This is a genomic window from Thermomonas alba, assembly GCF_022419205.1.
Lineage (GTDB): Bacteria > Pseudomonadota > Gammaproteobacteria > Xanthomonadales > Xanthomonadaceae > Thermomonas > Thermomonas alba.
On the sequence record NZ_JAJOZU010000001.1, the window covers coordinates 203288 to 217475 of the forward strand.

The window sequence follows — 14188 nt, forward strand, 5'->3', positions numbered from 1 at the left end:
CGCTCACGCCCGGCTCGCTACAATGTCGCGATGCACAAGCCGCTGACCTCGCCGATCTTGCCCGATGTGGCCTTCGATACCGCCGCGCAGGCGCGTGCGCTGGATTGGGTGGGGATGGACGGGATGGCCTTGCCGATCCGGCTGCAGGACGCGGCGGGCCAGGTGATCACGGTGCCGGCCAGCGTGGACATCGCCGTCGATCTGCGCGATCCGGCGGCGCGCGGCATCCATATGTCGCGTCTGTACCTGCAGCTGCAGCAGGGGCTGGCGAACGAGGCGCTGAGCGCGCCGGCGCTGCGCCGCCTGCTGGAGGCTTGCATTACCTCGCAGCAGGGCCTGTCCAGCCGCGCCCGCCTGCGCCTGCGCTATGACCAGCTGCTATTGCGGCGCGCGCTGCGCAGCGGCAATGCCGGCTGGAAGCGCTATCCGGTCGAGGTCGAGGCGGAACTGGCCGATGGCCAGCTGCGCCTGGCGCTGGCGTTCGCGCTGGACTATTCCAGCACCTGTCCGGCCTCCGCGGCGCTGTCGCAGCAGGCCAATGCACAGCGCTTCGCCGCCGATTTCGCGGAGGCCGACGCGGTTCCGGTCGAGGCCGTGCGCGACTGGCTGCAAGGTCCGCGCGGGCTGGCCGCCACCCCGCATGCCCAGCGCAGCCGCGCCGAGGTGCGCGTGGAGCTGAAGCCGGCCTTTGACGGCCTGCCGCTGGTTCCACTGGTGGATGCGCTGGAAGCCGCGCTGGGCACGCCGGTGCAGACCGCGGTCAAGCGCGAGGATGAGCAGGCCTTCGCGCAGGCGAATGCCGCCAACCTGATGTTCTGCGAGGATGCCGCGCGCCGGGTGGCCGCCGTGCTGGCCGCGGATGCCCGTATCGCCGCCTGGAGCGCGCGCGTGGCGCATCTGGAAAGCCTGCACCCGCACGATGCGGTGGCCAGCGTCAGCGGCCGCAACGGCTGATCGCGCGGCCGGTGGCGCCGGCTATTGCCCGCGTTCGAGCACCAGCAGCGGGTCGATCCGGGTATCGAACCAATTCATCCCCCAATGCAGGTGCGGCCCGGTCGCGCGCCCGCTGGCGCCGACCGCGCCGATCACCTGGCCCTGTCGGACCACCTCGCCCACCTGCACGTCGATTCGCGACAGGTGCAGGAAGTTGCTGCTGATGCCATGGCCATGATCCAGCAGCACAGTGCCGCCGGTGAGGTAGAGATCCGGGGCGGCGAAGGTCACCACGCCGCTGGCGGGTGCCTGTACCGGGGTGCCCGCCGGGGCGGCGATGTCCATGCCCGAATGCGGGGCGCCGGGGATGCCGTCGTAGATCCGCTGGTTGCCGAAACGCCCGCTGATGCGGCCCTGCACGGGCCATTGAAAACGCTGGGCGAAGCCGGTTTCATCCCCATCGCGCTCGCGCGCGGCGCTCACCTGCGCTTGTTCCTGCGCGATCCGGCGGGCGATCTCCGGCGGCGGATTCACCGTGGCCGGCGGGGCACCGCGCACGATTTCCACCGGCCAGTCTCGCGGAGTCACCGCGATGCAGACACGGTGTGGCGGCGCCCCGGGGGGCTGAACCGTCAGCTCCAGCGGGCCCGGCTCGTCGCGACCGACGCCGAACACCACGCTGCCATAGGCGGTAGGGCGCAGGCTGCGGCCGCGATAGCGCACCGCGCTGCCCGCGGGCACCTTGCCGATCACCATGGCCCCCTGCGGCACGCTGGTCGGAAACACTACGCCCGGTGCGACGTCGGTGATGGCGCGAACTGTGGCGGTCGCTGCTTGCGACGGTCCTCGGGCGGCCGCCAGCGGGAGCGCGGCCAGCAGTACCAGCGCGATGGCGTGGCGGGTCGGCGCGCGCAGGCTCATGCCGGGGGGACGGGATCATGCCCGCCCGGATGCAGCGGATGACAGCGGGCGATACGACGCGCCGCTAGGTAGCTGCCTTTGATCGGCCCAAACCGGGCGATCGCCTCCATGGCGTATTCCGAGCAGGTGGGGACGAAGCGGCAGCGTGGACCCAGCAGCGGGCTGATCCAGCGCTTGTAGCCGCGAAGCAGGGTAATCAGCAGTTTGGAAATCACGGCGTCCCGGTGGGGATGAGGGCGCGGCGGGCGCGGTTGCCGCCTTGCCTCTGGCAAGGTATAACAGCGCGCCTTCCCGCCTCAAGGGAAAACGACGAGGAACACCTGACGTGGCAGCGAAGAAACCCGCCAAAAAGGCCGCCAAGCCGGCCACCAAGGCCGCTTCGGTGAAGAAGTCGGCTCCCGCCAAGAAGCCCGTCGCCAAGGCGGCTGCAAAGAAGGTCGCGGTGAAGAAAGCAGCGCCGGTCAAGAAAGCGGTGGTCGCGAAAAAAGCGGCGCCTGTGAAAAAGGCTGCAGCTGTGGGCAAGGCATCGCCTGCAAAGACGCCGGCGACCAAGAAGACGGCTCCCAAGGCGCCCGCCGCGGGCGCGAAGAAACCGACGAGCAAGGCAGCCGCCCCTGCGAAGAAGGCGGTCTCCAAGCCGGTTGCCAAGGCCCCGGCAGCGGCGAAGCAGCCAGCGGTAGAGAAGAAGCCAACGGTCAAGCCGGTGCAGGACGAGGCACGGGTCAAGTCCAGCCAGTCCGAGCCGAAGAAGCAAGATGCAGGTACTCGCGTGCCGCCGTCCTCCGGGCCGCAGGCACCGACATCGCAAGGGAAAGTCATGGTGGCAGTGAAGAAGACGTCCACGGCGCCGGCTGCGCCTGAGGGCAAGAAGTTCAAAGTGGTGCCCTACGAGGTCGATGAGGCCACCGGGCGCCCGATCGTCCCGCCGGGCTACAAGCCCTCGCCGGACGAGGAATACATGAATCCGCTGATGCTCGAATACTTCCGTCAGCGCCTGCTGCAGTGGCGCGCGGAACTGGTGGAAGAATCCAAGCAGACCATCGAGAACCTGAAGGAAGAGGTGCGCGACATCGGTGACGAGGCCGAGCGTGCCACCCGCGAAACCGAGAACTCGCTGGAGCTGCGCACCCGCGACCGCTATCGCAAGCTGATCGGCAAGATCGATTCCACCCTCAAGCGGATCGATAGCGGCGAGTACGGCTACTGCGTGGATACCGGCGAGGAGATCGGCCTGGAGCGCATGGAGGCACGCCTTACCGCCGAGCGCACGATCGACGCGCAGGAGCGCTGGGAGCATGCGCAAAAGCTGATGGGGGAATGAGCCTCCCGTCGGATTGATCGACACGCGATCTGGATTCATGCTGGCCCCGCTTCGGCGGGGCCAGCGCATTTGCAGGGCGCGGCGCCGCTGGACCGTGATCAGTGCAGCTCGCGCAGGTCCAGCCGGCGCAGACGCGGGGCCAGGCGCGCGGTGGTGGCGACCACCGCCAGGGTGACGCAGCCGCCCACGATGATCGCCGGCACCAGCCCGAGCAGGCGCGCCATCACGCCGTCGTAGAAGGCGCCCAGTTCGTTCGACGAGCTGATGAACAGGCCGTTGATCGAGGACACCCGCCCGCGCATGTCATCCGGCGTCACCAGCTGCATGATGGTGGAGCGCAGCACGACGGAAACGCCGTCGCACATCCCGTACAACACCAGCAGCACGGTGGACAGCCACAGCTGCCGCGACAGCGCGAACGCGATCGTGCACAGGCCGAAGCCTGCCACTGCCAGCAGCAGGGCCCGCCCCGCGTGCCGCTGCAGCGGGTAGCGGGTGAGCCACAGCGCGATCGCGATCGAGCCCAGCGCCGGGGCTGCGCGCAGCACGCCCAGCGCCTCCGGCCCGGCGTGCAGGATGTCCTGGATGAAGGCCGGCAGCATCGACACCGCGCCGCCCAGCAGTACCGCGAACATGTCCAGCGCCATCGCGCCCAGCAGGATCTGGTTGCCGGCGACGAAACGCGCGCCTTCTCGGATGCTGGCGAAGATCGGGCCGCGCTGCAGCGGTCGCGGTGGTTCGCTCACCGGCATCGCCAGCAGGGTGGCGCTTGCCAGCAGCGCCAGCGCGGTGCCAGTGGCGAACGCCGCGCCGACGCCCAGCGCACCCACCAACACCCCGCCCAGCGCCGGGCCCAGCACCAGCCCGGCCTGGAACACCACGCTGCCGAGGCTGGCCCCGCGCGCGAACTGTTCGCGCTGCAGCACCCGCGCGAACAGCGCGTTATAGACCGGCCCGAGGAAGGAGCGCCCGATGCCGCCCACCGCGACGGCGAGATAGATCGGCCAGGTGCCGTGCAGCGCCAGCACACCGCTGGCGGCCAGGGCCAGCACGCCGGCATTGAGCGCGAGCAGGGCGCAGGCCGCGGCGCCCAGCTTGCGACGCGGCAGGTGGTCCACCAGATAACCGGAGAACGGCGCGATGCAGAAATACGGCACCACTTCCGCCAGCCCCACCAGCCCCAGCGCCAGCGGATCGCGGGTGAACATGTAGAGATGCCAGCCCACCGCCACTGCCACCACCTGGTAGGAGAGCAGGGTGCAGATGCGGTACAGCATCAGCCAGCGAAAGCCGACGCTGCGCAGTGGTGAGTCCGGGGCGGGCTCCACCGCTGCGGATCCGGCGTCGATCCTCATGCGTTCGCGGCGGCCTGCGCGCGCTCGCGGATGAAGGCGAGCAGGGCGGCGAGGCCGTTGCTGCGGGTGGGCGACAGGTGCTTGGCCAGGCCGATGGCGGCGATGTAGTCCGGCGTGGTCGCCAGGATCTCGGCCGCGCTGCGGCCCGAATACACGCGCAGAGCGAGATAGATCAACCCGGAGACGATGGCCGAGTCGCTGGCGGCGTGGAACACCAGCCGCTGCGCGTCCCCTTCGGCCACGATCCACACCAGCGATTGGCAGCCGTGCAGGCGGTGCTCGTCCGTCTTCCAGGCCTCGGGGAAGGGCGGCAGCTTGCGGCCGAGGTCGATCAGGTACTGGTAGCGCTCCGACCAGTCGCCGAAGAACGCGAATTCCTCCGCGATCGCGGCCTGCGCCTCGGCGGCGGTGGGCTCGAGGGGAAAGGGGGGCTCGCTCATGTGCGCTTCCACCTGACGCCCTGCGGCGTGTCCTCCAGCAGGATGCCTTCGTCCGCCAGCTGCTGCCGGATCGCATCGGCACGGGCGAAATCACGCGCCTGCTTGGCCGCGATGCGCTCGTCGATCAGGGCCTGGATGCGGGCATCGTCGTCGCTGCCCGCGCCGCGGGTGAACCAGACGGCCGGAGCCTGCTGCAGCAGGCCGAGCGTGCCGCCCGCGCCCAGCAACTGCGCCTTCAGCGCGGCTTTTTCCTCGCTTGAGGCGGCCTTGCGCGCCTCGCCGGCGATGCGGGCGATCTCCGCCAGCGCCGCCGGGGTGTTGAGGTCGTCGCACAGCGCGGCTTCGACACTGTCTGGGATCACGGGTTCGGCCGGAATGTCCGCGAGGTCGCGCAGGGTGCCGTACAGCCGGTCGAGGGTGCGCACCGACTGCTCGATCAGGCCATCCGACCATTCCAGCGGCTGCCGGTAGTGCGCCGAGAGCAGGGCATAGCGCAGGGCTTCCGGCGGATGCGCGCGCACCAGATCATGCACGCGCTGGATGTTGCCCACCGATTTGGCCATCTTGGCGCCGCCGAAGTTCAGCATGCCGTTGTGCAGCCAGAACCGTGCGAATACCTTGCCGCCGTGCGCGCATTCGCTCTGCGCGATCTCGTTCTCGTGATGCGGAAACTGCAGATCCACGCCGCCGGCGTGGATGTCGATGGTCTGGCCCAGGTGGGCCTCGGCCATCGCCGAGCATTCGATGTGCCAGCCCGGGCGGCCGCGGCCCCAGGGCGAGTCCCAGCCCGGCAGGTCGTCGCTGGAGGGCTTCCACAGCACGAAGTCGCCGGGATCGCGTTTGTAGGGCGCCACCTCGACCCGCGCGCCGGCCAGCATCTCGTCGCGATCGCGGCGCGACAGCTTGCCGTAGTCCGGGAAGCTGGCCACTGCGAACAGCACGTGACCCTCCGCCGCGTAAGCGTGGCCGTCGGCGATCAGGCGTTCGATCATCGCGATCATCTGCGGCATGTGCGCGGTCGCCGCCGGCTCGATGTCGGGCGCGAAATCGCCGCTGACGCCCAGCGCGGCCATGTCCTGCCGGTAGGCGGCGGCGTACTTGTCGGTGAGCACGTGGATCGGCACGCCCAGCTCTTTCGCGGCCGCATTGATCTTGTCGTCCACGTCGGTGATGTTGCGGGCGAAGCGCAGACGGCCATAGCGGCGGCGCAGCAGCGCGGCCAGCACCCCGAACACCACCGGGCCACGCGCGTTGCCGATGTGCACGTAGTTGTAGACCGTGGGCCCGCACAGATACATGGTCGGGCCGGCTGGATCCTGCGGCGTGAACGGCTCGATTTGGCGGGTCAGGCTGTTGTAGAGATGCAGATCCATGGCGGCGAAATCGAAGCGGAGCGACATTGTAGCGGGGTGAACGCAGCCTGCTGCGACAGCGGCGATTCATGCGCCACGCCATGCCCGCCGATACACTCCGGGCATGCCGATGCGACCTTTTCCCCTCTCCTTGTTCGCACTGCCGACGGGCCTGCTCACATGCGCGCTGACGGCGGCGCAGGAGGCCCCGCGCGAGACGGTGATGCCGGTGGAGAACGTGCGCTACGACTACGCCCAGGTGCTGTCGGTGCGTCCGGTGTACCAGACCCTGCGCACCACCAGCATGGAAAAGGTCTGCGATCCACGCGAGCCGGCCAAGAGCGCGACCCTGGCGCGGGTGATGAACGCGGTGCGCGACCGCTTGAACCCCGCCAAGGAGGGGGAAGGCGAAAACTGCCGGATGGAGCCGGTGGTCAAGGAATACCGCCGCACGATCGCCTATGACGTCGATTACATGTACCGCGGCAGCAAGTTCCGCACGCGCATGGATAGCGACCCCGGCAACCGTCTGCGCATCCGCATCTCGATCACGCCGCATCCGGTCGAATAAGTCTCCGAGCCTGCCGCCGGTCTCCGCCTGCTTGCACCGGCCGCTCCGGCATGCGAGTATGCGCGCCCCGATGAACGCTCACCTCGCCACGCGCCACGCTGATTCCGCCCGGATGGCTTCCGGCATGACCTCGCGTGCGCGCCGACCCGAATCCACGCCTAAGGCTGGGTAATCCGGAGCGCCTCTTTTTTGCTTTGCATCCGAAACCCCGGCCCCCGCGCCGGGGTTTTTCGTTATTTCCTCCCACTTGCTGCCTGCGAGCTTGCCGATGAAGCATTTCCTCAACACCCAGGACTGGAGCCGCGCCGACCTCGACGCCCTGCTGGCGCAGGCCGCCGCGTTCAAGCGCCACAAGCTGGGTGATGCCATGAAGGGGCGCGCGATCGCGCTGGTGTTCTTCAATCCGTCGATGCGCACCCGCACCAGCTTCGAGCTGGGCGCGTTCCAACTGGGTGGCCATGCGGTGGTGCTGCAGCCGGGCAAGGACGCCTGGCCGATCGAGTTCGATCTGGGGGCGGTAATGGACGGCGAGGCGGAGGAGCACATCGCGGAAGTGGCGCGGGTGCTGGCGCGCTACGTGGACCTGATCGGCGTGCGCGCGTTCCCCAAGTTCGTGGACTGGGCGCAGGACCGCGAGGATCGCGTGCTCAAGGCGTTCGCCCGCTATTCCACGGTGCCGGTGATCAATATGGAAACGATCACCCACCCTTGCCAGGAGCTGGCGCACGTGCTGGCGCTGCAGGAGCACTTCGGCACCACCGATCTGCGCGGTAAGAAGTACGTGTTGACCTGGACCTACCATCCCAAGCCGCTGAATACTGCGGTCGCCAACTCTGCATTGACCATCGCCACCCGCATGGGGATGGACGTCACCTTGCTCTGTCCGACGCCGGATTACATCCTCGATCAGCGCTATCTGGCCTGGGCACAGGCCAATGTGGAGGAGTCGGGCGGCAGCTTCACCATCAGTCACGACATCGAATCGGCCTACCGGGGCGCCGACGTGGTGTATGCCAAGAGCTGGGGCGCACTGCCGTATTTCGGCAACTGGGCGGAGGAAAAGCCGATTCGCGACCGGTTCAAGCACTTCATCGTGGACGAGGCCAAGATGGCGCTCACCCGCGATGGGGTGTTCAGCCATTGCCTGCCACTGCGGCGTAACGTCAAGGCCACCGATGCGGTGATGGACTCCCCGCGTTGTCTGGCCATCGATGAAGCCGAAAACCGCCTGCACGTGCAGAAAGCCATCATGGCCGCACTGCTGAAGCAGGGGTGAGCCGCCGGCCGGCACTCGACCTCTTGCTCGTACCTGTCTTCATCCGATTCTCTTGCATTGGGCCATCGCCATGAACCCGACTGACTCCCGCGACATCGTCCTCGCCTTCTCCGGCGGTCTCGACACCAGCTTCTGCGTGCCCTATCTGCAGGAGCAGGGCTGGACCGTCCATACCGTGTTCGCCGATACCGGCGGCGTCAGCGCGGAAGAGCGCGCTGCGATCGAAGCGCGCGCCGCCGAGCTGGGCGCGGCCTCGCACGTCACCGTGGACGGCGGCCCGGCGCTGTGGGCCGGCTTCGTCAAGCCGTTCGTCTGGGCCGGCGAGCCGTATCAGGGCCAGTACCCGCTACTGGTGTCCGATCGCTATCTGATCGTGGAGGCCACCCTGGCGCGCGCACGCGAGCTTGGCACCAACGCAATCGCGCACGGTTGCACCGGCATGGGCAACGACCAGGTGCGCTTCGATCTGGCGGTGAAAGCACAGGGCGATTACCGCATCGTGGCGCCGATCCGCGAGATCCAGAAGGCGCATCCGCACACCCGCGCCTTCGAGCAGGCCTATCTGGAGGCCCGCGGGTTTTCCGTGCTGACCCGGCAGAAGGCCTACACCATCAATGAGAACCTGCTCGGGATCACCCTGTCGGGTGGAGAGATCGATGCCTGGGAGGCGCCGGGCGAAGCCGCACGCGGCTGGTGCGCGCGCCGTGAGCAGTGGCCGCTCGAGCCGCTGGAAGTGACGCTGCGCTTCGAGCACGGCGAGGCGGTGGCGCTGGACGGCACGCGGCTTCCGGGCGAAAAGATCTTGGCCAAGCTCAACACCATGTTCGCCCAGTACGGAGTCGGGCGCGGCATCTACACCGGCGACACCACGATCGGGCTCAAGGGCCGGATCGTGTTCGAGGCGCCGGGCCTGGTTGCGTTGTTGACGGCGCACCGCGCGCTGGAGGAGGCGGTGCTGACCAAGCAGCAGAACCGCTTCAAGCCCGAGGTGGCGCGCAAGTGGGTGGAGCTGGTCTATGAAGGGTTCTATCACGATCCGCTCAAGACCGACCTGGAAGCGTTCCTGGCGTCCAGCCAGCGCATGGTCAATGGCGAGGTGCTGCTGCGCACCCGTGGCGGGCGCGTGGATGCGGTGGCGGTGCGTTCGCCGCATATCCTCACCAGCAGGAACGCGACCTATGCGCAGTCGGCCGACTGGGGCGTGGAACAGGCGGAGGGCTTCATCAAGCTGTTCGGCATGAGCAGCACCCTGTGGGCCGAGGTGAACGGCGGGCAAATCGACGAGAAGGGCGGTGACTGACATGCTCGCCGTGGTTCTGCGCCACCTCGATGCGCTGGTGGCGTTCGACACCCGCAATCCGCCGCGACGGATCGGCACGGACGGGATCTTCGACTACATTCGCGCCCAGTTGCCGGACTTTCAGTGCGAGGTGACCGATCACGGCGACGGCGCGGTGTCGCTGCTGGCCGTGCGCGGCGCGCCGACGCGGGTGTTCAACGTGCATCTGGACACGGTGCCGTCCTCGGATGCCTGGAGCGCCGATCCGCTGCGTCTGCGAGTGGACGGCGAGCGTGCCATCGGGCTGGGCGCCTGCGACATCAAGGGCGCGGCGGCCGGCCTGCTGGCCGCGGCCAGCGCCACCAGGGGGGATGCCGCGTTCCTGTTCACCACCGATGAGGAGGCCAACGATGCGCGCTGCGTCGTCGCTTTCCTCGCCCGTGATCACGGGTTTTGCGAGGCGATCATCGCCGAGCCCACCCGCTGCGAGGCGGTGCTGGCCCACCGCGGGATCAGTTCGGTGTTGATGCGTTTCAAGGGCGAGGCCGGCCACGCTTCTGGCACCGGCGCACTGCAGGCCAATGCGCTGCATCAGGCGATGCGCTGGGGCGCCGCGGCACTGGCGCAGGTAGAAGCCGAAGCCGGCGCCCGGTTCGGTGAGCTGAGCGGCCTGCGCTTCAACATCGGCAAGGTCGAGGGCGGGATCAAGGCCAATGTGATCGCACCCAGCGCGGAGGTGCGCTTCGGCTTTCGGCCGCTGCCGTCGCACGACATCGACGCGCTGCATGACCGTTTCCGCGCCTGCGCCGCACCCGATGCGCTGGAGCGCTATGAGGAAACTTTTCGCGGGCCGTCGTTGCCGGCCGGGGATCCGGCCGATGCCGGGCAGCGCAGGCAAGCCGCGCAGGCGCTGGCCGAACGCCTGGGCTTGGCGGTCGGCCCGGCGGTCGATTTCTGGACCGAGGCCGCGCTGTTCTCGCAGGCCGGCCTGACCGCGCTGGTCTATGGGCCGGGCGACATCGCCCAGGCGCATGCCGCCGACGAATGGGTGGCGCTGGAGCAACTGCAGCGCTATGCCGAGTCCATTACCCGCATCCTTGGGAACTGAAGACACCGTGACGCCGATCCTGAAATCCCACGCCGTACACGATCCGCAGACACGCCAGACCATCGTGCGCCTGCTCTCCAGCATGGGGAGCGCCAAGGAGATCCAGCAGTATCTCAAGCGGTTCTCGCAGTTGGATGCCGCACGCTTCGCCGTGGTCAAGGTCGGCGGCGCGGTCCTGCGCGATGATCTGGACGCGCTGGTGTCATCGCTCGCCTTTTTGCAGGATGTCGGCTTGACTCCAATCGTGATCCACGGCGCCGGCCCGCAGCTGGATGCGGAACTTGCTGCTGCCGGTATCGAAAAGCAGACCATCGATGGCCTGCGCGTCACCTCGCCGGAGGCGCTGGCGATCGTGCGCCGGATCTTCCACACCCAGAATCTGACCCTGGTCGAGGCCTTGCAGGCGGCGGATGCGCGCGCGACCTCGATCGTCTCCGGCGTGTTCGAGGCCGACTACCTCGACCGCGAACGTTATGGCCTGGTGGGCGAGGTCAAGCGCGTCGAGCTGGCGCCGATCCAGGCCAGCCTGCAGGCCGGCTCGATCCCGGTGATCGCATCCCTCGGCGAGACCGCCGGCGGGCAGATCCTCAACATCAATGCAGATATCGCCGCCAATGCCCTGGTCAGGCAGCTGCAGCCGTACAAGATCGTGTTCCTGACCGGTACCGGCGGGCTGCTGGATGCCGAGGGCCGCATCATCGATTCGATCAACCTTTCCAGCGAGTACGAGTCGCTGATGCAGCAGCCTTGGATCGAGGGCGGCATGCGCTTGAAGCTCGCGCAGATCAAGGACCTGCTGGACGGCCTGCCGCAAGCTTCTTCGGTGTCGATCACGCGCCCGGCGGAACTGGCCAAGGAGCTGTTCACCCACAAGGGCTCGGGCACGCTGGTGCGACGCGGCGAGCGCGTGCTGCAAGGTCAGGCATGGAGCGATTTCGATTTGCCGCGCCTGCGCGCGCTGATCGAATCGGCGTTCGGGCGCCGTCTGGTCCCCGATTATTTCGAAACCACCCGATTGCATCGGGCTTATGTCAGCGAGCATTACCGCGCGGCGGTGATCCTCACCTGCGAGGACGCCGGCCTGTATCTGGACAAGTTCGCGGTGCTGGACGAGGCGCAGGGCGAGGGACTGGGGCGTGCCGTGTGGCAGGTGATGCGCGCGCAGACTCCGGCGCTGTTCTGGCGCTCGCGCCACGGTAATCCGGTAAATGCGTTCTACGATGCCGAATCCGACGGTTGCATCAAGCAGGCGCGCTGGAAGGTGTACTGGTACGGCGAGACCGGCTTCGACCGCATCGCGCAGTACGTCGCGCATTGCGCGCAGCGGCCCGCCACCTTGGAAGATGGCGAACGGGAGAGCCGGACATGAAGCGAGCGCGGATCGGGATCGTGGGCGCGCGCGGCTACGTGGGCGCGGAGCTGATCGCCCTGCTGGCACGGCATCCGGTCTTCGAGCTGGCGTATGTCACCTCGCGTGAGCTGGCCGGGCGCGCGCTGGCCGATCACGTCCCTGGCTATGCCGGCGACCTGACCTACACCGCGCCTGCCTATGACTGCCTGCCGGAGCTGGGCGCGGACGCGGTGGTGCTGGCGCTGCCCAACGGCAAGGCCGGCCACATCGTGCAGCGGTTCGACGATGCCGGTGCGGATACGGTGTTGTTGGACCTGTCGGCGGACTTCCGCTTCGACGATGGCTGGTATTACGGCCTGCCGGAGCTGACCCGCGCCCGCTACGTCGGCCAGCGCCGGATCAGCAATCCCGGCTGCTATGCCACCGCGATGCAGCTGGCGATCGCGCCGATGCTGGGCGTGCTGGACGGGCCGGTGCAGTGCTTCGGCGTGTCCGGCTATTCCGGCGCCGGCACCACCCCGTCCGAGCGCAACGACCCGGTGCTGCTGCGCGACAATCTGATGCCGTACGCGCTCACCGGGCATGTGCACGAGCGCGAGGTGACCTGCCGCCTCGGTCATCCGGTCGAGTTCATGCCGCACGTGGCGCCGCATTTCCGCGGGCTTACGGTCACCTGCAACCTGCACCTGGCGATCGCGTTCGAGCGCGACGAGGTGCTGGCGCGCTATCGCAGCCGCTATCACGCCGAACCGCTGGTGAAGGTGGAAGATGCAGCGCCGTGGGTCAGCCGGATCGCGGGGCGCCATCACGTCGAAATCGGCGGTTTCGCACTGTCCGCGGACCGGCGCCGGCTGGTGGTGGTGGCGACCGCGGACAACCTCTTGAAGGGCGCGGCGACGCAGGCGCTGCAGAATCTCAATCGGGCATTCGGACTCGATGAAATGGTCGGGATTCCGCTGCTGGAGGATATGGCATGAGTGATCTTCTGTGGCAGAAGCCCGGCGTGCAGGTGGATGCCGGCCTGCAGGCCTTTCTGGCCGGCGAGGATGTGCTGCTGGACCGTGAGTTCTTCGTGTACGACATCGCGGCCAGCGCCGCGCACGCCGAAGGGCTACAGCGCATCGGTATTCTGGCCGCCGCCGAGTTGGAGGACATCCAGCGCGAGCTGGCCACCCTGGCCGATGATTTTCGTAGTGGTGCGTTCGTGCTGGATGCGCGCTTCGAGGACGGCCATTCTGCGATCGAGGCACGCCTGACCGAGCGTCTGGGCGACGTCGGCCGCAAGATCCACACCGGCCGCAGCCGCAACGACCAAGTGCTGGTGGCCACCCGGCTGTGGCTGAAGGAGAAGCTTGACCGTCTGGCGGCGTTGTCGCGCGCGATCGCCAAGGTCGCACTGGACCGCGCCGAGGCGGAACAGAAGCTGCCGATGCCAGGCTATACCCATCTCCAGCGCGCGGTCGTCTCCTCTGCCGGCATGTGGTGGGCGGGCTGGGCCGAAGCCTTCATCGACGATGCGGTGCGTGCTCTCGATACGCGCGTGCTGGTGGACTGCAATCCGCTCGGCACCGCCGCCGGCTATGGCGTCAATCTACCGCTGGACCGCGAGCACACCTCCCGTGCGCTGGGCTTTGCGCGGCTGCAGGTGTCGCCGGTGTATGCGCAGCTCTCGCGCGGCAAGTTCGAGCTGGCCGCGCTGGAGGCCCTGGGAAGCGCCACCCTCGACCTGCGCCGGGTCGCCTGGGACCTGTCGCTGTTTACCAGCGCCGAGTTCGGCTTCGTCGCGCTGCCAGCGCAGTACACCACCGGCAGCTCGATCATGCCCAACAAGCGCAACCCGGACGTGATCGAGTTGATGCGTGCCACGCATGCCAGCGTCGCCGCGGCGCGCACCGAGATCGAGCAGCTGCTGTCGCTGCCGTCGGGCTACCACCGCGACCTGCAGGCGTCCAAGAGTGCGATCGTGCGTGGTTTCGGATGCGGCCTCGCCGCGCTGGCGCTGCTGCCGGATCTCATTGCCAATCTCGAATGGCGGCCGGAGCGCATGCGCGCGGCGATCGATGCCGGCATGTACGCCACCGACGTGGCGGTGGAATCGGCGATCGCCGGGGTGCCATTCCGCGAGGCTTACAGGGCCGCGGCCGCGGATGCCGAGAGTGTGGGGCAGGGCAGAACACCGGAAGGGTCGCTGGCCGCGCGCACCTCGCCCGGCGCAGCCGCCGATCTGCGCTTGCACGAACTGCGGCAGCGGTGGGACGCGCTGGGCTGATGGGAGAACCGC

At 68.3% G+C, this 14188-nt stretch carries 14 protein-coding genes; 9 read left to right on the forward strand and 5 right to left on the reverse strand.

Annotated features, from left to right (window positions below):
• Positions 1 to 30: 30 nt before the first annotated feature.
• Positions 31 to 954 carry a GTP cyclohydrolase FolE2 gene (gene folE2, locus ML342_RS00995; RefSeq protein ID WP_240125046.1) on the forward strand — a complete coding sequence of 308 codons (924 nt, stop codon included), beginning with the start codon at positions 31 to 33 and terminating at the stop codon, positions 952 to 954.
• 21 nt (positions 955 to 975) lie between these two features.
• Here the strand turns inward: folE2 and ML342_RS01000 are convergent, their stop codons facing one another.
• Positions 976 to 1854, reverse strand: a complete 879-nt coding sequence (locus tag ML342_RS01000; protein ID WP_240125047.1) for a M23 family metallopeptidase — start codon at positions 1852 to 1854, stop codon at positions 976 to 978.
• Positions 1851 to 2069, reverse strand: a complete 219-nt coding sequence (gene yidD / locus ML342_RS01005; RefSeq protein ID WP_240125048.1) for a membrane protein insertion efficiency factor YidD — start codon at positions 2067 to 2069, stop codon at positions 1851 to 1853. The genes ML342_RS01000 and yidD overlap by 4 nt, the downstream gene beginning before the upstream one ends.
• 110 nt (positions 2070 to 2179) lie before the next feature.
• Here yidD and dksA point away from each other — a divergent pair, with 110 nt between their 5' ends.
• On the forward strand, positions 2180 to 3175 hold the full coding sequence (dksA, locus tag ML342_RS01010) for an RNA polymerase-binding protein DksA (protein WP_240125049.1): 996 nt from the start codon (positions 2180 to 2182) through the stop codon (positions 3173 to 3175).
• 98 nt (positions 3176 to 3273) lie between these two features.
• Here dksA and ML342_RS01015 read toward each other — a convergent pair whose 3' ends face one another.
• From ML342_RS01015 to cysS, 3 genes are read right to left on the reverse strand one after another with little or no spacing between them, the layout of a single operon-like run.
• Positions 3274 to 4530 (reverse strand): MFS transporter, encoded by a 1257-nt coding sequence (locus ML342_RS01015; RefSeq protein ID WP_275672332.1) that lies wholly within the window; start codon positions 4528 to 4530, stop codon positions 3274 to 3276.
• Positions 4527 to 4970, reverse strand: coding sequence for a SufE family protein (locus ML342_RS01020; protein WP_240125050.1), 444 nt, complete (start codon positions 4968 to 4970; stop codon positions 4527 to 4529). The genes ML342_RS01015 and ML342_RS01020 overlap by 4 nt, the downstream gene beginning before the upstream one ends.
• Positions 4967 to 6343: a cysteine--tRNA ligase gene (cysS, locus tag ML342_RS01025; protein WP_240125051.1), complete on the reverse strand. Its 1377-nt coding sequence runs from the start codon at positions 6341 to 6343 to the stop codon at positions 4967 to 4969. The genes ML342_RS01020 and cysS overlap by 4 nt, the downstream gene beginning before the upstream one ends.
• Before the next feature lie 109 nt (positions 6344 to 6452).
• On the opposite strand from cysS, the gene ML342_RS01030 reads away from it, so the two are divergent.
• From ML342_RS01030 to argH, 7 genes are all read left to right on the forward strand, one after another.
• Positions 6453 to 6893, forward strand: a complete 441-nt coding sequence (locus ML342_RS01030) for a hypothetical protein (RefSeq protein WP_439655134.1) — start codon at positions 6453 to 6455, stop codon at positions 6891 to 6893.
• Positions 6894 to 7155: 262 nt separating this feature from the next.
• Positions 7156 to 8169, forward strand: a complete 1014-nt coding sequence (locus ML342_RS01035) for an N-acetylornithine carbamoyltransferase (RefSeq protein WP_240125053.1) — start codon at positions 7156 to 7158, stop codon at positions 8167 to 8169.
• 70 nt (positions 8170 to 8239) lie between these two features.
• Entirely contained in the window at positions 8240 to 9469 is a 1230-nt protein-coding gene (locus tag ML342_RS01040) for an argininosuccinate synthase (RefSeq protein WP_240125054.1), read from the forward strand.
• Complete coding sequence (locus tag ML342_RS01045; protein WP_240125055.1) at positions 9462 to 10556, forward strand: acetylornithine deacetylase; 1095 nt, start codon at positions 9462 to 9464, stop codon at positions 10554 to 10556. The genes ML342_RS01040 and ML342_RS01045 overlap by 8 nt, the downstream gene beginning before the upstream one ends.
• Before the next feature lie 16 nt (positions 10557 to 10572).
• Positions 10573 to 11925: an acetylglutamate kinase gene (locus tag ML342_RS01050; RefSeq protein ID WP_338064975.1), complete on the forward strand. Its 1353-nt coding sequence runs from the start codon at positions 10573 to 10575 to the stop codon at positions 11923 to 11925.
• Positions 11922 to 12884: an N-acetyl-gamma-glutamyl-phosphate reductase gene (gene argC / locus ML342_RS01055; protein ID WP_240125056.1), complete on the forward strand. Its 963-nt coding sequence runs from the start codon at positions 11922 to 11924 to the stop codon at positions 12882 to 12884. The genes ML342_RS01050 and argC overlap by 4 nt, the downstream gene beginning before the upstream one ends.
• Positions 12881 to 14176, forward strand: a complete 1296-nt coding sequence (gene argH / locus ML342_RS01060; protein WP_240125057.1) for an argininosuccinate lyase — start codon at positions 12881 to 12883, stop codon at positions 14174 to 14176. Before argC ends, argH begins: the two co-directional genes overlap by 4 nt.
• Positions 14177 to 14188: the final 12 nt, after the last annotated feature.